Below are 22,159 nucleotides of genomic sequence, written 5' to 3'. Positions count from 1 at the left end.
GCGGCGTGCTCCGTGGTGGGGTGGTCACGGCGGCGACGTGCCGATGGGCAACGGCTGTTGCTGTCGCTCGCCGCTCGGCGGGGTGCCGTCGATGACCCAGACGTCGGGTCGCGGCACGTCGTCGTTGGTCATGGGCCATTCCGTGCAGGTGGTGAGGAGGCGGGGTCCGGCGGGGGTGATGAGGTAGGTGTCTTCGTCCTTCGCACCGCCGGGGAGGCTGGGATTCCACGCCACCGCCGTGTCGGAGGTGAGGACGTGACTCCACCACTGGTCCGTGGTCTGCACCGGGGCGAGTTCGTACTCCCGCTGCGCGTAGGCGATCGGCCCGCCTTGGTAGTGCTGGCGCCAGGCGTCGGGGGCGCCCTCGGCCGCGTAGGCCGCGGCAAGGGCTTGGAGGGCCGCACCGACCGTGCGTCCGGGCCAGCAGGCGTCGAGGACAGCCCGGTGGATCCGCCGGACGGCGTTGAGCCGGTCCCGCCACTCGGTGGGCGGCGGGGTGCGGGCGGCGTAGCGGGTGAGGGCGACGTGAAGGCCGCCGCGGACCGCTACGAGCACGGTCATGACGACGTCGTGGAGCGGAGCACCAACGGTGACCGGGTGCCGGTAGCGCTGGAGGCGGTCGTCGCCGCCGACGAGGAGAACGGTGGGAAATGCCCCGACCTCTTCGAGATCCGCGGCGATCCGAGCGGCGATCGTACGGTCGGTGTCCCCGGGTTGCCAGGCGCGAAGCGCGGCGCTGACGGCTGCGGCGGCGTCTGTGCCCAGCCGGGCAAGGGCCGCGACGTCGGGCGGTGTGAGGGCCATGCGGGTGCGCACGAGGTGGACGGCGAGGTCGAGTCCGAAGGCAGGGTGCCCGTCGGCGGCGAGGCGGTCCGCATGAACGCCGGCAATCGCTTCGGCCTTGGCGACGAACATGGCGGGCTCCCACCACGGCACCGCGTGGATAGGCCAACCGAGGGAACCGAATGCCGCTTCATCGGCCAATCGGGGCGCTTCAACCTCGGTTGTGATGATCGCTATGTGGTCCGGGGTCGCGACCGCCCAGATGACGTCGGTGGTTGCGCCGCGGTCGATGGGCGTGTTGGCACCGCCGGTGAGCCAGGCAACGTTGCCCGGGGTGGTGAGCACGATGCCCGGAACTCCGACGTGCTCTCGCAGCGCGGCGAGCCGGGCGGCGGCCGCGGTTGCCCGGTTGACGTCCAATACCACTCCGTTCTGTAATACCGAATGCAGTTCGGCAATTACGTAATTGTTAGCGAAGCAGACGACGCTCGGCTCGTCAAGCAGCTACGGGCTTTCTCTCGGCTACGAATCGGTAACGGGACGGCGACCCACATCTGTCGTGCGATACCGCATACGATATGTCCATGCCGAACACCGATGACACCGCCCGCTACCGGGTGGGGAGCGTGTGGCGTGCGCTGCAGATCGTGTCAACCGTGGCACAGGGGTCGGCGCAAGGGTCCACCCTGAGCGAGCTGGCCCACGCCTGCGGTCTGTCGAAGAGCGCCACGCACAGTCTGGTCCGGACGTTGGTCGACGCTGGTTATCTGCGCGCCATCGAACCGGGCCCCCGGTACACGTTGGGAATCGTGTTGGTGCACCTGGGGGATGTCGCGGCGCGGCAGTTTCCGCTGACCGAGATGGCGGCGCCGATTCTCCGCAAGCTCAGCGAGGAGACCCGGCTCACCATCCGCTTGGCGATTGCGGACGACGGTTATCCCGTCTTCGTCGAGCGGATTGACGCGTTGGATGCGGTGCGGTTTCACGCCCCGCTGGGGGTGCGCGAACTGCCGCACACCTCCGCCGCCGGGAAGGCGATTCTGGCCACCCTGACGGATGCAGAGGTCCGGCGGATTGCCGAGGAGTGCGGTCTGCCGCGCCGCACGGCCAAGAGCATTTGCGACGTCCCCACCCTGCTGCACGACTTGGCGATGACACGGCGCCGGGGCTACGCGATCGATGACGAGGAGGACGTCGACGGTGTTTTCTGTGTCGCTGCACCGTTCTTCGACCATCGAGGGCGCTGCGGAGGCGCGCTCTCGGCGACCGGGGTGAAGGTTGGGGTGCCGACCTGGCGGCTGCAGGAGCTAGGCGACGTGGTGCGGCTCGGAGCGGAACAGCTGACGAAGGTGCTCGGCGGCACGCTGCCGGCCGAGTGGGAACACGCGAGGTGACCATGCGCGCTCTGTTGGTCCGCGAACCCGGAGCGATCGAGCTCGCCGAGGTGGCCGACCCCGTGCCTGGCGCCGAGGAGGTGCTGGTGCGTCCGACCCTCGTCGGCATCTGCGGAACGGATGTGGACATCGTCGACGGTCGGGTGGATCCCCTCTTCATCCGCTACCCGATGGTGCTCGGTCACGAGTGGACGGGTGTGGTGGCCGAACCGGGACGCGGTGGCCTGGCCGCCGGTACGCGGGTCGTCGTGGAGGGGATCGTGCCGTGCGGTAGATGCACCGCCTGCGCGGCCGGCGCAACAAATCGATGCGACACCTACGACGAGCTGGGGTTCACCCGTTACGGCGCTGCGGCGGAGCTGGTGCGTGCGCCGGCGCATCTCGTGCATCCGCTAGCGCCTCAAGTCTCCGAGGAGTCGGCCGTGCTCACCGAACCGGCGTCGGTGGTCTTCACCGGGCTGAGCCGGGTCTCGCCTGTTCCGGGATGGCGGGTGTTAGTGATCGGCGATGGGACGATCGGCTTGCTGGCGGCACGGTTGGCGCACCTGTGGTCGCCCAGTGAGGTGACCCTCCTTGGCCGGCGGACCGAGCAGGCCGGGCTGGCCGCCAGCGCTGGTGCGGATCAGTTCACGGTGGATACCGAGGCTGTGCCGGCGGGTCATTTTGATCTCGTGGTCGAGGCGGCCGGGAGTGCGGCGGCGGTGCGGACGGCGTTCGCCGCGGTGCGCCGCGGCGGGGTGGTGCTTCTCCTTGGCTACCTGGGTGGCCCGCCGGGTGCGGAGTTGCCGGTGGACGACGTCGTCAACGGCGATCTCACCATCGCTGGAAGTTTTGGTTACACGCGGACGGCGTGGCGCCGGGTCGTCGACCTCCTCAACGCGGGCAGCGTGGATCTGGGTTTCCTTGTGACACACCGATTCCCGCTCCAGGCGTATGCGGCTGCCTTCGCGGCACTCCGCGAAGGCAGCGGTTCCCGAGCGAAGGTAGCTCTCATCCCGGCGGGGTGAGAGCCGGCGGTTGGGATGTGGTTTTGGGGGGACGCCAGCGTCACCCCAAAACCGCCCAGATAAAACCGGTGGGCCCGGGGCGGTTGCCCCGGGCCCACGTGGTTCGTGCGTTTTGGCGTGGGTCTCAGCGGTTAGCCGAGCGCCGCGATCGCCGCGGTGAGCACCGACGGGCTGACCGCCGCCGAGTAGCCGATCGCGTCGAAGGTGGTCACAGTGCGCGCCTTGCCGCCCAGGTACTGGCCGGCGCCAGACCCGAGCGTGGTCGGGTTAGCGGTGAGCAGCAGCACGTGACCCGCGTTCCCAACCGCCGGGCCGGCGGACAGAGCGTCGGGGAACGCATCCCCACGCGTCAACTCAACCGTGGCCATATTGGCAGCGCCCTTGAACGTTGCCAGGCCGCCAGTGTCCAGCGCGTTGTACCCGTTGGCCGCCGACAGTCCAGCGGTCGCCCAGATCGCGATCTGCGCCGCGGTCCCGGTCCGATCCGCACCGGCGATCCGGTACAGCACCGTGAACCCATCGCTCTTCAACTGCGACTCGACATTCGCCGACACCGCCGACGTGCCACCCACGATGATCACATTCGTGATACCCAGGTCCGTCAGCGTGCTCTGCGCGGTCGAGCTCAACGAATTCGGGTCGGTGAGAACCAGCGCGTAGTGCTGGGAGTAGACCTCCGGGCTCACCGCCAGGGCGTCCGCGAAATTCGTGCCCGTCGCGATAATCGCCCGGCCGCCGGTCGGACCAGCCGTGAGGTTGACCTGCATGTTGGTCTGGTACCGGTCACTGCCGGCGATCCGATACACGGTGATCAACGGGTTGGCCGGGTTGTTCGACACGTGCAGCGCGGCGATCTGCGACTCCACATTCGCGCTCACCGCCGACGTGCCACCCACGATGTACACGATCGCAACACCATTGTTGATCAGCGCTTGCCGAGTCGAGTCCGGCAACGAATTCGGATCCGTCAACAACACACCGGTACCCAGATGCGCAGCCAGCACATCAGCCGACAGCCCGTCCGCGTAGCTCATCCCACTCGCGACCACCGCGTAGCTGTTGTGGTTGGCGGCGAACAAAGCGGCCGACGTAGCGTACCGGTCAACACCGGCGTAGGTACGCGACGTGTTCGCGACGACCACGACATTCGCGTTCGGACCCACCTGACCGAGCGTCGAACCGGTCCATACCTGCACCACGTGATCAGCTAGGGTGGCGGGCTGTGTGGCGTCCACTGTGACGGTGGCGCCGGTCAGGGTGAACTTGCCACCCGCCGGAACCGAACCAGTAATCTTATACGTCAGCGTGCTCGATGGCAGCGTCTCACTCGGCCCGGTGAAAGTCACCCCGGACGGCGCGGTCAACGTGCCCGCCGTCGCGAATTTGTCAGTGACACCGGAAGTCGCGAGCTTGAACTGAATCTGCGTGTTGATGGTGCCGCGAGCGTAGTCGGTGACCACGATTGGATTAATCGCTACCGTCGCGCCGGGCGTCGCACCGACCACGCTCGTGCTCACCGACACGTCCGACACCGTCGCCACCTGCGCGGCGGCATCGACGGTGCCTGCTCCGAACGGCGTGCCGTTGCTCGCCGTCACGTACACGTACACAGGCGTGCCCGGAGCGATGGCCGAGCCCAGGGTCAACGACAAACCCGAAATCGTGAACACCGTGTTATTCGTGTCACTGGGCGCGCCACTGGTCAAAGCGATTGTAAAAGAGTCCTTGACATTGCACGTGCTACTCGACCCCTGGGTCACGGTGAACCCGGTGAACGCCGCCGACGTGCCGCTATTCGCCGCGGTCACCGTCGGAGCCGCCAGCGAGGCCGACTCGTTGAGGTTGCTCGACGTCTGGCAGACGTGGGGCGTGCTAGCCGCGGCGCTGGTCAACGTGAAGGTGAGAAAGTCACCAGCGGACCAGCCGGCGCCGCTCGCGTCCGGCAGGCTGACCGTGACGTTGGAGAGCGCCTGGCCGGTCAACCCGGGATAAACGGTCACCGAGCCGGCCGAGCTGATACCACCGCCGCCCGCGCCCGTAAAAGCGGCGGCGCTGCCGGCGGTGGCGAGCGCGGCGTGGCGGAGCACGGCGCGGGCCAGCGGGCGCAGCGGCGGGAAGCGGAGGAGGTGGAGGTCCGAGCCGTGCGCGGTGATGACGAGCGGCCGGCCGGAGCGGCGGCTGGCCGGGAGGGCGCAGAAACCGGCGGGGAACCACCAGTGGGCGTGAATGAGGTCCGGCTGGAAGTCGCGGGTCGCGCGGCGAACCGCGGCGGTCATCGCGGCCAGGAACGGCGGAATGAGCAGCGCCGCCGGGGACCGTGCCGCGGCGAGGAGTCCCCCACGGTAGGCGAGCCGTTCGAGGCCGGCCGGTGCGTAGTGGAACCAGCGCACCCGCACGCCAGCGACCGTGCCGTGGGTATCCGGGCGGCGGCCCGGCGGGCGGGCGTCGGGGCTGGGGCGCGGGCGGGCGTCGGGGCTGGGGTCCGGGCGGGTGTCGGGGCTGGGGCTCGGCCGGGCGGGCGCAGCCGCCGCAGCCGCGGCGTCCGGGCTCACCGTGGCGTCCGGACCGATCGGGGGGTCCGGGCTCACCGCGGCGTACTGACTGACCGTGGCGTCGTGTGGCGCGACGACCATCACGTCGATCCCGGCCTGCTGCTGCGCATGCATAAGGTCGAGTAAAAACGGGGCTATGAAGTCTTGATCATGTCGGGGGAACGACGAGGTGACGTGAAGCACGCGCACGGGCGCAGCCTAGCGGTCCCCGTGTCCCGGCCCGCCGGGAAAGTCCCACGCCGGCAGGCACGCGACTTCCCGGCCGCCGCCGCGGAGGCCTTGCGCGAACTCGGCTATGAGGTCACGCCTCCCCTGCGGCCCGCTCATAGCTCGCCAGATGCGCCTCCGCGCTCGCCGTCCAACTGAACTCCAACGACCGGCGATACGCGGCCTCGCCGAGCGCGCGGCGACGATCCGGGTCGGCGAGCAGAGCCGCAAGCGCCCGGCCGATCGACACGGCGTCCGGCTCGGTGTACGCCACGGCGTCACCGCCGACCTCCGGCAGCGAGAGCCGGTACGTCGTCAGCACCGCAGCGCCGCAGGCCATCGCCTCCAACACCGGTAGACCGAACCCTTCGCCGTGGCTGGGAAAAGCCACCACCTCCGCACTGCCCAAATAGCCGGCGAGATCGGCGATGCGCAAATATCCCGGCCGGATCACCCGCAGGTGCGCCGGCACCTCGGCGATCGCGGCGTCGATGTCGTCGTCCCAGCCCGCGCCGCCGGCGATGACGAGCGCCGGGGGCTTCTCCATGTCCTTGACCGCCTGCACCCAGCCGCGGACCAGGCTCGGCACATTCTTCCGCGGCTCGAACGCGCCGAGAAACGCCACATACTGCTGGTCGCGCAGCCCCAGCCGGGCGAAAATGTGCGCCCGCTCCGCGTCGCTCGGCGGGTGGAAAATCGCGTGGTCAACACCGTGATACGCGACGTCGATCCGGGTCGGGTCGGCTTCGAGGAGGCGGACCAACTCCTCGCGGGTCGCCTTCGACGGCACGATGCACCGGGACGCCCGCCGGACCGCCGACCGAATCGCCGCCCGGTAAAACGCACCCCGGGCCGCCGGGTACAACTCCGGTTCGCTGAAGAACGTCGCGTCGTGGATGGTCGTCACCACCGGCACCGGGGAGTGCAGCGGCACGGAGTAATTCGGGGTGTGCAGCACCCGTGCCCCGACATGTTCGGCGATCAGCGGGAGGCCGGTCTGCTCCCAGGCCAGCCGCGCGGTGCGATTCGCCAACGACGCCGGCCCGGCGACGATCTGCGCATTGGGCAGCATCCGGCCGTACCGCTCGGCGTCCACCCGCTGGCAGACGACGGCGACGTCCGCGCCGAGCGCGCCGAGCGCGGCGAGCAAACCGTCGACATACCGCCCGAGACCACCCCGGTCAGCGGGAACAGCGGTGGCGTCGATGAGCACTCTCGGCGCCACGGTCGTTTCACCTCGACAGTCACGATCCGCTGGTCTGACGACAACCTTGGAGTGCGACCAGCACTGTGACGTAGCTTACGCCTGGTCGTCCGGACAGGCGGCGCGGCCGCGCCGCGCCAGAACGGGCCGGAGCGGGGCCGGGCCCGGGGGGTCGGAGCGGGGCCGGGCCCGGGGGGTCGGAGCGGGGCGGGCCGGGATGGGCCGGAGCGGGGTCGGGCTGGGGGGTCGCGAAGGTGCCGGTCGGGGCCGGAGCACCTCCGCCGCTGCCGGCAATCACGGACCTCAGGGATGATGCCGCCATGACCCAGCCCGAATCGGCCGGAGCGCCCGCACCGGACGGCGTCCCTAAGCCGGGCGATTCGGCCAACCGGGACACCGTCGCTCGGCCGGACACCGTCCCCGGGGCGGGCGAATCGCCCAGTCCGGCCGAAGTGCCGAGGGTCACCATCGCTGTGATCACGTGGAACGGCGCCCGGTTCATCGACCGCTGCCTGGACGCCCTCGCATCCCAACGGGTCACCGACAACCGCGGCCGGCAGATCGAGCCGGAGATCTGGGTCATCGACAACGCCTCGACCGACAACACCACCGCGCTGGCCGCAGCCCATCCGCTGCAACCCCGGCTGGTCTGCCTCGACACCAACCGGGGATTCGCCGGCGCCGCCGATTTCGCGATACGCCACGCGCAAACCCCGTTCGTCGTCGTGCTGAACCAGGACACCGTCGTTGCTCCCGGCTGGCTCGCCGCGTTGATGCGGCCGTTCGCCGAACCCGGCGGCGAGCGAATTGCGGCGACCACCAGCAAAGTCGTCTTCGCGGACAGCGGCCTGCTCAACAACACCGGCGTGCTCATCGGCCCGGACGGTTACGGCCGGGACCGCGGATTCGGTGAACCGGACGACGGGCGGTACGACACCGACCGTGACGTGCCGGCATTTTCGGGGACGGCGGCCGCGATCCGCGTCTCCGCCGCACGTGCCGTCGGATCGTTCGACCCGGATTTCTTCTTGTACTACGAGGACACCGAGCTGTCGTGGCGGCTGCGTCGAGCCGGTTGGGCGATCCGTTACGTGCCCGAGGCGGTGGTACGGCACGAGCACGCCGCCTCAACCGACCCCCGCTCGCCGATGTTCGCCTTCTACAACGAGCGGAATCGACTGTGGATGCTCATCACCTGCGCCCCGATATGGCGGGCAGGCTGGGAATTTCTCCGGTTCCTTGCGATTACTTTGCTGCTGCCGCTCCGGAGGCTCATCGGAATGTCCGTCCCCGCGACGCCGAATTTCTCCGTCCGGCTCCGCCTGCGGGTGGCGGCCGGCGTCCTCACCGCCCTGCCGGCCCTGCTGCGCAAACGCCGGCACGTCCGCGCACTCCGCCCTCCGCGGGAAGCGCGGCCGTAGGCACCACCGGTGCAGTGGACGACGTCGGCGACGTGGAATGCCGCCTACCGCCGGAGCCGGTAGCGGGCGTACCCGTCGGCAACCTCCGCGCCGAAGAAGAACACCGCACCGGCGACGTACACGAAGAAGAGGAACGCGACGATTCCGCCGAGCGTCCCGTACACCCGGTTGTAGTGACCGAAGTTCGAGAGATAGAAAGCAAACCCGTACTGCAGCGCCTCCAGACCGACGGCGGCGACCAGCGCGCCGGGCCACAGATCCACGATCCGCGACGACTGAACCGGTACGTAGCGGTAGAGCAACAGACACATCGTGAAGATGAACAGCAAGGCGATGCCAAGGCCGCCGGTATCGACCAACCAGCTACCCGCGTCCGCAAGCACACCCGGCAAGCGATGCGCAATGTGCTGGAAAATGCCGACCAGAATCGTCACCCCGAACGACACACCGACCACGACCACGGCCCCGAGCACCAAGACCAGGTCCAGGAATTTCGCTCGCCAGAATCGACGTTTGGCCGTCACGTCGAACGCCTGATTCAGCCCGCCCCGGAGCGCGCCCATCACACCGCTGGCCGACCACCACAAACCCGCCAGACCGACAAACCCGATCGCGCCGCGGGCGCCGGCGATGGAGGTCAACAGATTCGCCAATTGATCCCGGCCGGCGGTGTTCAGCGGCACGATGCCGACGATCCGAGTGGCCACCTCGTTCCGCACCGCAGGGTCACTACTGACCAAGCCGACGATTCCCACCGCCACCAGGGCGAGTGGAAAGAACGAGAAAAGCACGTGATACGCCAGCGCTGCCGCGAGCAGGGTGCACCGATGGTCGCTGAACTCACGAACCGCACCGCCGAAAATCCGCACACCCGCCGGAAGCCGGTCATACGCACTCCGGATCCGGCCCACCAGAACCCGAGGCCGGGCGGCCTTCTCGTCGACCACCGTCCCTCCCGTGTCATGTCAGCCCGCCGGTGCCGTGCACTTCTGCGTCATCCACCCTGCCGGCAAACTCCGCGCTCGGCAAGCCGGTGCGGCACGTCGCTGCCGTCGTCGTGACAGGTGTCACTGCGGCACGGAAAGGCAGCCGAGGAAGCCGTTCGCGTCACCGGGTCCCACGTTCAACCCGAAGGCGCACAGCACGCCGCCGCCCGGTTGCGCCGGTACGTCGATGGCGAAACCGTGATTTGGCCCGTACGCCGGGAAAACCGCGGCCACATCGGGCCGGGGCAGGTCGGCGGTTCCGGTGGCCGCCGGGCTGGAACCGCCCAGGTAATACACGACGACGTCGATCGGATCGGCGGTGTTCGGGTCAATCGCCCAACCCTGGGCGACGAACTGGTTGCCGTTGCGAGTCACGGTGTCCAGGTGGCCGATGGGATTGGCGTTGGCGACAGACACCTGCCGGCATCCCAATGGCGGATTCGCTTCACCCGGGCCGACATTGATGGCGTACACACAGACCGTATGGGTTCCGCTCGGCGCACCCACGGTGACCGCAAAACCGTGATCCGGACCGTACGACGGGAACGCCGCTCCGACGTCCGGCCGATTCGCGTTCGCGGTTCCGCTGCCGGCGAATCGGCCGTCGACATACACGTGCACGTCGATCGGCGCCGGTGTATTCGGATCAATCGTCCAGCCACTTACGGTGAGCGTCCCCAACCCGCCGGTGACGGACTCAAAATTGCCGACCGGATTGCCGGAACTCACCGATACGGTCTTGCACCCCAGCTGCGGATTCACCGTTCCGAAGCCGACGTTGATGCCGTACACACAGACCGTGTGCGTGCCGCCGGTCACGGTCACCGACGCGGAAAATCCGTGGGCCGCGCCCCATCCGGGAAACGCAGCGGCGACGTCCGGCCGGTTCCCGTTCGCCAGGGTGATCGTACGCAACTGTCCGTCGACATATACGTGGGCGAAAATCGGGTCAGCGGTGTCCGGGTCGAGCGTCCAACCGGAGACGGTGAGGACGCCGTACGCACCGCCGGCGGCTTCGAAATTGCCAACCGGATTGTTCGTGGGCATCGTCACCGTCCGGCAGCCGAGCTGCGAATTCGTATCCCCCAGCCCGACATTGATGCCATACACGCAGATCGTGTACGTCCCGGCGTGCAGCGGGATCACCGTGTCGAAACCGTGCGCGCTGCCGTACACGTAGTAGAAGGTGCCGACGTCCGGCCTGTTTCCAGACGCCAGAACGCGTTGCACCATCACGCGGTCGACGTACACGTCGACGTTGATGGACGACGCCGTGTTCGGGTCGATCGCCCAGCCGGTCAACCGCACCCCACCCGGCCAGAGCACTGCCTGTTCGAAATTGCCGAACGGATTCGGCCCATATGTCGCGGCACGAAGTATCGACCAGATGCCGGGATCTTCATCGCCGAACGACCAGAAGGCAACCCCGCCGAGCCCGTACTTGCCGACCAGCGGAAGCCGCGCCTGCAACGCATTGGCGTCGTTGTACCAGACCGAATGCTGGACACCGCTGGCGTCCGTGTACGTGACATACGGTTCCCCGTCCGGCGCTGACCACCGCGGCGTCGCGTGATACTGAGCGACCAGGTTCACCACCTGCGGGTAGGTGACGGCCTTCGCCCGGCCGCCGGTACTGGCCCAGTCGTAGCCATACAGCGGCACCCCCATGAAAATCTTCCGCGGCGGGATGACGGTGACCGCGAAATTCAAGATGGTCTGCACCCAGGAGATCGAGCTGATCGGCCCGCCCGGGTACGCCGAACCGGCGGAATGCTGGTCGTAGGTCATGATGCGCACCCGGTCCGCCCACCGGCCGATTGTCGGGTAGTCGTACACCTGGCCGGCCGGGGTCGCGCCCGGTTCGCTGGTCTTCGACATGACATCAACGGCAAGAATCATCCCGTGCTGGTGCAGCAACGTCGACAGCTCCTGCACCAGCGCATCGAAACCCGTCCGGGTCGGTTGCACGAGCGCCGGATTGGAGTTGGCGTACACCGCCATGTTTTCGTAGTCCAGGTCAATACCGCTCGCCCCATAACGTGTGGCGAGCGCCAGCAGCGCTTGCTCGTGCTGCGTGCGGGTCGTCGGATTGGAGAGAATCGAGGCCATCACACCGCTGCCGGTGCCGTCCGTCACAGTAATCGTCACCGGCACGCCGCGGGACCGTACAGCAGCGATCGTGGATTGCAGCACGCTGTCCGGCGTACTTCCCGACGGCACGATCGACGTGGCACTGGCCGCGTGAAACCAGAAGACGGACACGTCCGAGAAAAGATCCCCGTTGTTGGCGACCTGGGTCGTCGAACCGGTCTGCCAATAGGTGATCCAACCAGAGGCTTGCCGCTGCGGCGTCGCGGCATGCGCGGTCGCCGGATGACCAACCGTTGCGATCAGGCTGCCCGCAACGGTTGCGACGATCCCGGCAAGCGCGGAGGGACGCCGAAGGGTAGCCCGGTGGAACATGACATACTCCTTCAACCGTCGGCGGATCCGTGATGCATGACCACGCCACACGGCATCGGTGTGCCGGACCGTTCAGAGGCGGATCGTGACGCAGCCTAACGCGGTACTGACGTTACCAGCCGGCTGATTGACGGCATAGGCGCAAATTTTATGCGTTCCGCCAGCCAGCGTTAACGGCGCCTGGAAACCGGTGGCGGAACCCCAGCCGGCGTAGTACACCGCAACATCAGGCCGCGGAGATCCGGTCATGACCCGCGCGACCTTCTGCTGATCCACGTAAATGTCCACCGGAATGGGAGTGGTCACGTCCGGATCGAGCGCCCAGCCCTGCGCCGTCCAGACACCGTTCACCTGCGCAACGTTGTCGAGATGACCGATCGGATTGCCGTCGCCGGTCATCAGGGCACAGCCGAGCAGTGGATTCTGGTTACCCTGGCCGACGTTGATGCCGTACACGCAAATCTGGTGCGGCCCGGCGCTCAGCGGCAGCGACGCGGAGAAAGCGTGCTGTGTACCGTAACCGGGGAACTGATTGGCCGCATCAGTCGCACCATCGAGGTTCGCCGTCGCCTGACCGGCCCACCTGCCGTCGATGTAGACGTGCACGGTGATCGGTCCCTGCGTGTCAGGGTCGACCACCCACCCGGCCACCGTCACCGTGCCGTGCTGGTATCCGGCGATTGTCATGGCGCCGCGTGGGTTGCGGTTGAGGGTTATCGTGCGGCAGCCCAGTTGCGGATTCGTCGTTCCGATCCCGACGTTTATCCCGTACACACAGTAGCTATGCGTGCCCTGCAATGCCGGCAGCACAAGGGAGAAGCCGTGCGCCGGCCCGTAGCCGGGAAATACGGCGGCAACATCGGGCCGCGGCTGGTCGGCGGTCGCGACGGCGGCTATCGTGCGGTCCACATAGGCGTGCACGGCAATCGAGGCGGCCACATCGGGATCCAGCGCCCAACCACTCAGCTGCACACCGGTGCCGACGTCCGCCAGCGTCTCGAAATTACCGCGCGGATTACCCGCCGGCAGCGTCACGGATCGGCAACCCAGCTGTGGATTCGTCACGCCGTCGATGCCGTACACGCAGACCCGATGCGGCCCTCCCGTTGACGCAACGACCGCGGAGAACCCGTGATACGGCCCCGCCCCGTTGAACGCCTGTGCCACATCAGGCCGAACCTGATTCGCGACCAACCGCCCCGCACCGACACCGTCGACATACACGTCGACATAGTCCGCGACCGACGTGTTCGCCTTGTTGAAGGACCATCCCTGCACCGCAATGAGGCCGGGCCCTGCGGCCGTCGCCGCTTCGAAATTGCCGACCGCCGTGCCACGGTTGAGAATGACCGGCTGCGGGCTCGGGCCACCCTGCGCGGTCCAGTAATTCGACTTCAGGCCGAGATACGTGCCGACCGAAACGGTGCCGCCGGTGCCGACAAGTTGCAACGAGGTGATGCGGCCGCCGAAATCACCGTAACCGTCGCGGGAGACGACGTCGATGCCTTGCAGAGTGCCCACCTGCGGGTACGCGCTCTGCAACGACGATGCCGAGAGCTTGACCGTCCAAGTGACGTTCGGGTCGACATCGGCGGTGTCGTACGGATCGGGTTTGGCCACCAGGTACGGCTTGCTGCCGGGCGCGACCTGACCGCCGTTGGACGCCGAGAATTGGGTGAACGCCGGCGCACCGTTGTAGAACAACGCGATCCCGCTGGTCGCGTCGACAGCGGCGCGGGAGTAACTTCCTTCCAGATTGGTCACCGCGCCCTGCGCGGTGATGAGCTGCTGGCCGCCGTACACCTGGCAGGCCGCCGTATCGCAAATGTCCCAGGTGGCGCTCGGATTGGCGACCGCGAGCACGTAGGAGCGGGCGGCAATCGCCTGTGCCTGCAGGGCGGCCGGCGCGGAACTTCCCCACCAGTCCGGCATTTCCCGGGGCACGACGCCGTACAGGTAAGACTGAAGGTCGACGTCATTGACCGCGGCGATCGTCTGGCTGCCGATGCGCGTTATGCGCATCGTTCCGCGATATTGCCGGGAGCTGCCGTCGCCGGAGTAGATCCGTACGCCGGCGCCGGTGGCGAACGTCACTGGGCCGGTGGTGTCCGCGGAGCCGCCGAGGGGAAACGGTTGCCACGACTTGGTCGACGGGTTCAGATACCAGACGTGCAACGCGCTTGGATCCACCGTCACCTTGTACATCGTCGCGGGACCCGTGGCAGACTTGCCGGACGCGACGTCGGTCACCGTCATCTGCTGCTGGCCCGGCGGCGTCCCTACGGTGATGCCCGTACCGTCATACGCCGTCAGATGCACCCGGATTTGCGGGTTTCCGACGTTCTGCTGGACGGTGCCGGGGTAGTAGAAGGCGAGAATCTGGCCGGCGGATAGACCTTGCTTCGCCGCGCCGAGTGCACCGTACTGGCTCATGCCGATGCCGTGGCCGTACCCGTGGCCGGTGACGGTGAACGTTCCGTCCGCACTCACCGGGACGAACTCTTCGGCCGATGCAGCCCGGAGTGCACCGGGAGCGAGCCCGACGCCAGTGAGACCAGCGGCCAGCAATACCACGAGAGCGGCGCGAAGGACGTGGTACCGGTTCCGCGCCAGGCACCGGCGGCCACCACCGAGCTGTGCGGACCGGCTCCGCGCGGAACAGCTCCGATGCGGCACCGGAGATCTGTCGTGAGCCATGCCCGGCGCGTGGCGCTCCGCCATCCCGTCTCCCTTCGCGATATCGGCCTCCGTACCGTAACCCGTCAACCGGCGCGGTCCCCCCACATGGCCGAAACTTCGGCATGTCTCACAAATCCCTTAACCGGTCACAACTGTCTCAGCTGTCACAACGGCGGAGTCAGCTGTCACAACGGCGGAGCCCGATCTTCGGTGACCGGCTGGACACTGCCCAGGCCGGCCCGGACAGGCTCATTCGGGCTCAGGGTCGGGCTCAGGCCGACCCGGCCTCCGGATCGCACAGATACCGGTAGATGTCGCGAAACGCGTGATCCCAGTTCGTATACCCCTCGGCGATGGTCGCCAGGGCATTCTGCGCGAGCTTCTCGCGCAGCAAATGGTCGGTGCAGAGCCGCTCGAGCGCATCCGCCAGACCATCGACGGTACGCCGGGCGAGCAGCGCATTCTCGCCGTCGCGAAGAATCCAGTACCCCCAGGGATTATCGAAGGCGACCACCGGAACGCCGCAGGCCATCAGCTCCAGCGGCAGGTACGACGGATGCTTGGAGACCGTCAGCGCCAGCCCGACATCGCAGGTGCGGTAGAGATTCCCGGTGCCCTTATAGCTCAGCAGACCGAGCTGCTGCATGCTGTCGGCGGCAGCCGGGTCGATGGCCCACGATCCAGCGGTGACGATGCGCACCCGGTCACCCAGCCGGTTCTTCAACTCCCGCAACGCGAGCGACGCGACTTCCCAGCAATTGCGCCAGTGACCGGGACGGGCGTAGACGAACACGGTCACCGGATCGTCCTCACTCCGCCAGGACCGCCCGACGGCGTGGAAGACCGCCGGATCCACCGCCGGAGTGAACGCCATCGCCTTTCCGCCGTACTCCTCGACATACATGCGGCGAAGGTTGTCGGTGTTGCACAGGCCGTACAAGCCGAACCGGTACGTCTCCTCGGCCACGGCATACAACGTGCCCGCGGGATAGAACATCGGCTCGAAATCCTGCACGAGGTAGAACTTCCGGCGCACGTTACGCGCGTGCAAGACCGCGTACGCCGTCAGCCAGAGCGTGGCGATCGCGACGTCGGCAGGTGGGATCTGCTCGGCGGCACCGCTGTCGACCGCATCGAAGAATACGATCTCGGAGTCGGCCAGCGTGGGAAACGCAGCGGCAAGTGCCGAGCGCATGAACTCCTCAGCCGGTTTTGCCCACACGACAAAGCGGTTCTGCACTCCGTGCCGACGCGCGAGGTAGTCGGCCATCCGGAATGCGGTGTTGATGCCGCCGTAAAACGGTGAATCAATTTCCGGGATGTACCAGTTGATGGTCCGGACGTCGATGTGACCCTGATTGCGCTCGTGCAATGAGCGGACCGCGGCGACGTCGACGTCGTCCGCCCGGGACACCGCGGCGAGTCCAGCCGCCTCGGATGCATCGCTCTTTTGCCGGAACACCCGAAGCTCACGGCCGAGAACCGCTGACACCCGCTTCAAAATCGGCGGATCGAACGGATTCCGCAACCGCGGCTCCCGGCTGTACAGCGAGAGATTCGGTGAGAAGTACGGGTCACCACCGAAGAGCCACGTGTTGTAGCGCCAGTAGCTGGTGAAGAAATCCTGCCGCGGAATGTCGGTGCCGCGGGTGGCTGACTCCAAATGCCGAACCCCGCCGTACGGCGAGCAGATGTTCCGGTAACCGGCTTCGACGAGGTCGAGTCCCAACGCGACGTCACTGCCGCAGAGGATGAACCGTTCGTCGAAGCCGCCGATCGTGCGAAACACCTCACGGCGTACCGCGACACACGCCCCGGTCACCGACAAGAGGTTGCGATACCACCCGGTGTGGCCGAACATCGTCATGGTGCCGGGCGCCATGCCCTGGAAGAGATGGTCGGCGAAACCGCCGAGACCGAGGATGACACCGCCGTGCTGGATGCGTCCGTTGCCGTCAAGCAATTGCAGGCCGACGAGCCCGATGTCGGACACCGAGGTCCATCCGACGAGTTCACGCAGCCAGGACGGATCGGTCAGTTCGATGTCGTCGTTGAGAAAAACCAGCACGTCACCGCGGGCGTCAGCGGCGCCGGCATTGTTGACCCGCGAGTAGTTGAACGGCTCCTCGGTCCACCACGTGACGTGCGCGTCCAGCCCGCGCAGCTGTTCGGCGTACCACGCCTCGTTCTCCGTTGAGTAGCCGCCGTTGTCGACGATTCTCACCTCGAACGACGGATAATCCGTGGCCCGCAGCCCGTCGAGCACAGTGGAGAGCAGTCGGCGGTTGTGCCGGGTGGGGATGATGATGCTGACCGTCGGCCACTCCGGAAGCTGCCAGCGCAGCCGTACGCCGTGCGCATCGAGTTCCGCAGCCGCCGGAAGACCGCGACGCGCCAGTTCGGCCTGCACAACCTGCCGGCCGGCCTCAGTCACGCCGAAGACACGGCGACGCACGTGCCCAAGGACGTGCGCGAGTCGTTCCACCTGCTCGCCGGTGAAATTGCCGCGCAGCAGGAGATCCCAGCGCATGACCTCCGCGGAATCACCGTGGAGCGACCCAATGGCACGGATCCGCCGGCGCCGGACGGCGAAGGACTGGGCGAGATAGTTGACGCTGAAGAGCATCTCGGGCGACCAGGACGGGCGGAAGAGCGGGTCATGCCGGCGTCCGTCGGCACCGAGCTGGTCGTCGTCCCAGTAGGTGAGGTCAAGCAAGGGATTTCGCCACGCCGCCTGTGCCACGCGATAGAGGCAGTCCGCGGCAAGCACGTCCCCGGCGTCCGGCAGCAGCACAAAATCCCGGTCGCTGCCATCCACCGCCCGCATCACGGCGTCCGCGACCGTCGGCGCGCCGATGACGTCGACGTCAGAGAAAACCCCCTGGAGCGCACGCGCGATCGGTTCCGCAGCGCAAATGACCAGCTTCGCGTGCTGCCAGGATTGACTGCGAATGCTCGCAATGGTCGTTGCGATCGGCTGGCGGTCGGCGGTGTCGGCCAGGACGCAGACGAGAAACGTCGGCGGCATCGTCGCGCGCTCGGACGCACGCCGCTGGAGTCTCAGGTGATGCGGTGTCGCGTCGTGATATCGGTACCACCGCGAATAACTCGGCGGCCGGGCAAATCCCGCTTCCGCCGCGACCTGCCGGAGGCTCCGCAGCACGGTCCGCCCTTCGCGGTACAGGTGGAGCGCGCCCAGCGCCGCAATACGTCCACGGGATCCGGGAGGGAGCACAGTCTTGGCGAAACGCTTGGCCCGTTCCCGCCAGGTGAGGGCCGCGGCGTTCTCCGCAGCGGCGGTGTCGGGTTCACGACCGCCCACTTCGGGAACGCGTTCCACCGGCTCGTCGCGTCGCGCGGTGTCCTCGCCAGTCCGCTCGGTCAGCTCCTCCAGGTACTGCTCGGCAAGCACCCGCCGCTCATGCTCACGAATCAGCGCGCTGCGCAGCTTCTGCACCTCACGCAACGCGGAATGCGCCTCGGTGAGCACCTCAGGCCGCAGCGGTCTGCCCGCGTCAGCACCGCCTGCCGCCCGGGACACACCAGCCCGGGAAACACCAGCCGTTTCCTCGGCTGCCGGCTCAGCCGCTTCCCTGGCGGTTTCACCGGCGGTGTCCTCGGTAACGGCTTCGACAATGGCATCGACGCTGCGATAGCGCCGGCCTACCGCGACACCGCGCACCGCGCAGCGCCACCGGGCATCGACCGGACCGACGCCGAGCGCAGACAGTTCGGCGTCCAGGTCGCCAATCGGCGTCACATCGGCAAAACCGGCGCGGTGGAACAGGGCCGCGAGCGAGTGTGTGTCGTAGTACGACACGTTCTCCGGTTGCTCCACATACCGGGACACATCCGCAGCCGCCGATTCTGCGGCAGTCAGGGCGCCGGTGACGGCGGCGCGCAAAATCGCCTTGACGTCGTGCGTCACCGCCACGACGACCGTGCCGGGACACAGCCGGTCATTGGCGAGGCGCAGCAACGACAAGGCGTACTCGACCGGATGCTGCTCCAGCAGCGCACCGACGTACAACGTGTCAATGTCGTCGGCGTACCGGCGGAGAAAATCGAGCGGATCGAGATGAATGTCCGCGCGGACTCCGGCGTCCGCATCCACGTTGGTCCAACCGTCGAAATAGCCGCCGCGGCACCCGAGGTTGACCTTCACGACATTGCCTCCACCCGCTCGCCCACCGTTGATCCGACAACCGACCAGCGTCCACCGAGGGTCACCACCCCGCCGCGATCGAGGGAATGCCCAGGTTGCACGGTCAAGGTGAACGCCCGGTCGCGCTGGTCGTACACGTGCAGCAACGACGTGTCCGTGATGGATGCCGAGACGAGATACGTCCCCGGGGTGAGGGGAAGGTGGTCGAGCACGTACTCGACGTAACCCTCACCGTGCAGGGTGCCGAATCGCACGCCGGCATATTCGGTATTCGGGCTGCTGACGAGCACGCCGCCTTCGGTATGGAAGGCAAGGCCAAAGACCGGTGCGGTGACCGGTTGTGCGGCGGCGTAGTGCACCCGGACGACGAGCCGCTCGCCGGCGACGGCGGCGAGCGTCGGTTCCCCGTTGCCGTCGAGAAAACTCACGTTGCTCACGACAATCTCCCGGCTGCCGCGCCGCACGGCCTCACCGGACGCCGCGGCTTCCCCCTGCGCGGCGAGACGTTCCCGCTCGGCGGCGTTCACCACCGCGAGGTACGCGTCGACGACCTCGCTCGGATCCCCTTCGGCCCGCAGCACTCCCCGGTCGATCCAGGCCACTCGATCGCAGAGCGTCTGCACGAGCGGCATGCTGTGCGAGACGAAAATGATGGTGACGCCGCGCCGGCGCAGCTTCGCCAGGTGGTCGAAGCAACGGCGCTGAAACTCCTCGTCACCCACCGCAATGACCTCATCGATGATGAGAATTTCCGGGTCGAGGTTGACCGCGACCGAGAAGCCGAGACGCACGTACATTCCGGACGAATAGACCTTGACCGGTGCGTCAATGAAGTCACGGAGGCCGCTGAACTCGATGATGTCATCCATCGCCGCGGCCACCTGCTTCCGGCTCAGTCCCAGAATCGACCCATTGAGGTAGACGTTGTCGCGGCCGGAAAGTTCCGGGTGAAAGCCCGCACCCAGCTCCAGCAGCGCGGTGATCCTGCCGTTGTGCGTGATAGTGCCGCTGGTCGGGCGGTGGATGTTCGCCATCAACTTCAGCAACGTGCTCTTGCCGGATCCGTTGGCTCCGATCAGGCCGTACGTCGATCCCGCAGGCACGACGAGACTGACGTCGTTAAGCGCGCGGTACAACTCGTAACGGCTCGGCCGCCGAGTCGTCAGCCGCTCCTTGAGGCTGGTCCGGCGTTCCCGGTACAGCTTGAAATCCTTCGTGACGTGGTCGACGATGACCGCCGGTGGACGATCGGACGTAGCGGTTTGCGTCATAGTTCCTCGCTCACGTCACGCGACCCGCGAATGAACACGGTCAGCCCGACACCGATGCTGATCGCCGCGGCGAGAATCATCCACCCCCACCGGCTTGCTGACGGAACCGTTCCGGTCCAGAGCACGTCGCGGAAACCCTCGACGAATTGGTACAGCGGATTGATGGCAAGTACCCGCACCGCGAGGTGGCCGTGCGCGTGCCCGAGCAGCTGCTGCGGCGCCCAAATGACCGGTGTCGCATAGAAAATGAGCTGCAACACCACGCCGACCAAGTAGCTGATGTCCCGGTAAAAGACGTTGAACAGCGCGAAGAGGAGACCGATCCCCGAGGCGAAGATGAGCAGCAGCGCCAAGACGAGCGGCGTCAGGAAGAGCGACCAGGAGACGTTCTCCACGCCGACGAGCACGAGCAACAGGACGCCGAACTCGATGCTCGTCTGCACCAGCGCCGAAGCCGCGGTGCCGAGGACCGGTGCGTACGGCGGAAAGTAAATCTTCTTGAGCAACGCGCCGGCGCCGATCAGCGCCGCCATGCTGCCGTTGACCACATTGCTGAAGAAGTTCCACGCGACCAGGCCGATGAACAGATAGACGACGTAGGTCGTCATGCCGTTGTGCGCGGGAGGCGGCGTCGCCCGGAATATCGTCGAAAAAACCACGGTATAGATCGCAAGCGTCGCCGCAGGATTGATCAGCGACCAGGCCCAGCCGAGCACACTGTGCTTGTACTTCGATTTCAGCTCGCGGCTGGCGAAATTGCCGATCAAACCGCGGTAACGCCACAACTCGGCCACCTGGGTCACCGTGGGACTCCGGCTTCGTGCGGCGCACCATTCGTGCGGGTACGATCTTGTCGGTCGTTTCCCCATGCTACGGCACACCACCGCGCCGTCCGACCAGCGCCCGTGACACGATGCCGAGCGTGCATGTCACGCTGGACGCCACCCCGCTGCTCGGCATCCGCACCGGCGTCGGGCATTACGTCGCTCAGCTCGCCGCCGCCCTCGCCGCGCGGGACGACGTCCGCCTCACCCTCACCGCCTTCACCTGGCGGGGCCGGCTGAACCGCCTGCCTGACCTGCCGCCGGGAGCTGCCGTGCGCGCGCGCCGGGCACCGGCCCGAGCGCTCCGCCTCGCGTGGCGGCTCAGCAATCTTCCACCAGTCGAACGGATCTGCGGGCGGGCCGACGTCTTCCACGGCACCAACTTCGTGCTGCCGCCGGCCCGGTCCGCCGCCGGAGTCGTCACCATTCACGACCTGGCCTTCCTCCTGTATCCCGACACCGTCGACGCGAAGTCGCGGGAGTACCGGGTGCTCGTCCCGCGCGCCCTGCAACGCGCCCGGGTGGTCGTCGTCCCCTCGCGGGCGATCGCCGACGACCTCACGGCCGCCTATGGGTTTCCGCGTGACCGCGTGGTGGTCACGCCGCTCGGGGTGGACGCCGCGTGGTTCACCGCGACCCCGCCGGGCCGCGAACTGCGGGAGCGTTACCGGATCCCGGCTAGATATGTGCTCTTCATCGGCACCCTTGAACCCCGCAAAAATCTGCCCGTCCTCCTCCAGGCGCACCGGCTCGCCCGGGCCGGCAACCCGCAGGTGCCGCCGCTCGTCGTGGTCGGCGCCGCCGGGTGGGGTGACGTGCCGGTGGACACCGCCGACGACGGATCAGTGGTGCGCACCGGCTACCTGCCGCACGACGTCGTCCGCTCGCTGACCGCCGGTGCGGCTGCCGTGGTGATTCCGTCCCGGTACGAGGGTTTCGGACTGCCGGCGCTCGAGGCGTTCGCCTGCGGCACGCCGGTGGTGGCGAGCGACATCCCGGCGCTGCGCGAAGTCACCGGCGGGCTGGCCCGGTACGTCCCGGTCTCGGACGCCGAAGCGCTCGCGGAGGCGCTCTGCGCGATCTCGGACGACGCGGCTGACGACGCCGGCCGGTCCGCCCGGCGGACGTGGGCCGCGACCTTCACCTGGGACCGATGCGCCGACCTGACCGTCGCCGCCTACCGGCAGGCCTGCGCGGGCTGAC

13 protein-coding genes are annotated in these 22,159 nt (G+C 67.5%); 4 read left to right on the top strand and 9 right to left on the bottom strand.

What is annotated here, in order from left to right; genetic code table 11:
* Positions 1 to 24 precede the first annotated feature (24 nt).
* A complete protein-coding gene (locus tag ACEL_RS11335; protein WP_011719268.1) occupies positions 25 to 1,203 on the bottom strand; it encodes a M24 family metallopeptidase in 1,179 nt (392 codons plus the stop codon).
* A 164-nt stretch (positions 1,204 to 1,367) separates the two neighbouring features.
* On the opposite strand from ACEL_RS11335, the gene ACEL_RS02230 reads away from it, so the two are divergent.
* Together ACEL_RS02230 and ACEL_RS02225 are read left to right on the top strand one after the other, a co-directional pair.
* Positions 1,368 to 2,177 carry an IclR family transcriptional regulator gene (locus ACEL_RS02230; protein WP_169303176.1) on the top strand — a complete coding sequence of 270 codons (810 nt, stop codon included), beginning with the start codon at positions 1,368 to 1,370 and terminating at the stop codon, positions 2,175 to 2,177.
* A 2-nt stretch (positions 2,178 to 2,179) separates the two neighbouring features.
* Positions 2,180 to 3,184 (top strand): zinc-dependent alcohol dehydrogenase, encoded by a 1,005-nt coding sequence (locus ACEL_RS02225; protein ID WP_049751337.1) that lies wholly within the window; start codon positions 2,180 to 2,182, stop codon positions 3,182 to 3,184.
* A 131-nt stretch (positions 3,185 to 3,315) separates the two neighbouring features.
* Here the strand turns inward: ACEL_RS02225 and ACEL_RS02220 are convergent, their stop codons facing one another.
* Entirely contained in the window at positions 3,316 to 5,925 is a 2,610-nt protein-coding gene (locus tag ACEL_RS02220) for a cell wall-binding repeat-containing protein (RefSeq protein WP_148204503.1), read from the bottom strand.
* Positions 5,926 to 6,037: 112 nt separating this feature from the next.
* The gene (locus tag ACEL_RS02215) at positions 6,038 to 7,168 is read right to left on the bottom strand and encodes a glycosyltransferase family 4 protein (RefSeq protein ID WP_011719264.1); all 1,131 of its coding nucleotides are present in this window, start codon (positions 7,166 to 7,168) and stop codon (positions 6,038 to 6,040) included.
* Between the two features lie 299 nt (positions 7,169 to 7,467).
* Between ACEL_RS02215 and ACEL_RS02210 the strand changes: the two genes are divergently transcribed.
* Positions 7,468 to 8,568: a glycosyltransferase family 2 protein gene (locus tag ACEL_RS02210; RefSeq protein ID WP_011719263.1), complete on the top strand. Its 1,101-nt coding sequence runs from the start codon at positions 7,468 to 7,470 to the stop codon at positions 8,566 to 8,568.
* A 44-nt stretch (positions 8,569 to 8,612) separates the two neighbouring features.
* Here the strand turns inward: ACEL_RS02210 and ACEL_RS02205 are convergent, their stop codons facing one another.
* The 6 genes from ACEL_RS02205 to ACEL_RS02175 form a co-directional block, all read right to left on the bottom strand.
* A complete protein-coding gene (locus ACEL_RS02205; RefSeq protein ID WP_011719262.1) occupies positions 8,613 to 9,515 on the bottom strand; it encodes a YihY/virulence factor BrkB family protein in 903 nt (300 codons plus the stop codon).
* Between the two features lie 120 nt (positions 9,516 to 9,635).
* Complete coding sequence (locus ACEL_RS11330) at positions 9,636 to 12,017, bottom strand: glycosyl hydrolase family 18 protein (protein WP_011719261.1); 2,382 nt, start codon at positions 12,015 to 12,017, stop codon at positions 9,636 to 9,638.
* A gap of 72 nt (positions 12,018 to 12,089) precedes the next feature.
* A complete protein-coding gene (locus ACEL_RS02190) occupies positions 12,090 to 14,507 on the bottom strand; it encodes a SpoIID/LytB domain-containing protein (RefSeq protein ID WP_169303175.1) in 2,418 nt (805 codons plus the stop codon).
* 460 nt (positions 14,508 to 14,967) lie between these two features.
* Positions 14,968 to 18,861 carry a rhamnosyltransferase WsaF family glycosyltransferase gene (locus ACEL_RS02185; protein ID WP_011719259.1) on the bottom strand — a complete coding sequence of 1,298 codons (3,894 nt, stop codon included), beginning with the start codon at positions 18,859 to 18,861 and terminating at the stop codon, positions 14,968 to 14,970.
* Positions 18,858 to 20,132 carry an ABC transporter ATP-binding protein gene (locus ACEL_RS02180; protein WP_011719258.1) on the bottom strand — a complete coding sequence of 425 codons (1,275 nt, stop codon included), beginning with the start codon at positions 20,130 to 20,132 and terminating at the stop codon, positions 18,858 to 18,860. Before ACEL_RS02180 ends, ACEL_RS02185 begins: the two co-directional genes overlap by 4 nt.
* The gene (locus tag ACEL_RS02175; protein WP_049751335.1) at positions 20,129 to 20,926 is read right to left on the bottom strand and encodes an ABC transporter permease; all 798 of its coding nucleotides are present in this window, start codon (positions 20,924 to 20,926) and stop codon (positions 20,129 to 20,131) included. Before ACEL_RS02175 ends, ACEL_RS02180 begins: the two co-directional genes overlap by 4 nt.
* A gap of 119 nt (positions 20,927 to 21,045) precedes the next feature.
* Between ACEL_RS02175 and ACEL_RS02170 the strand changes: the two genes are divergently transcribed.
* The gene (locus ACEL_RS02170; RefSeq protein WP_011719256.1) at positions 21,046 to 22,158 is read left to right on the top strand and encodes a glycosyltransferase family 4 protein; all 1,113 of its coding nucleotides are present in this window, start codon (positions 21,046 to 21,048) and stop codon (positions 22,156 to 22,158) included.
* The last annotated feature ends 1 nt before the right edge of the window (position 22,159 follow it).

The sequence above is a fragment of the Acidothermus cellulolyticus 11B genome, assembly GCF_000015025.1.
Classification (GTDB): domain Bacteria; phylum Actinomycetota; class Actinomycetes; order Acidothermales; family Acidothermaceae; genus Acidothermus; species Acidothermus cellulolyticus.
Note: the sequence above shows the minus strand (reverse complement) of the source record. Positions and strands in the feature narration are given on the sequence as shown.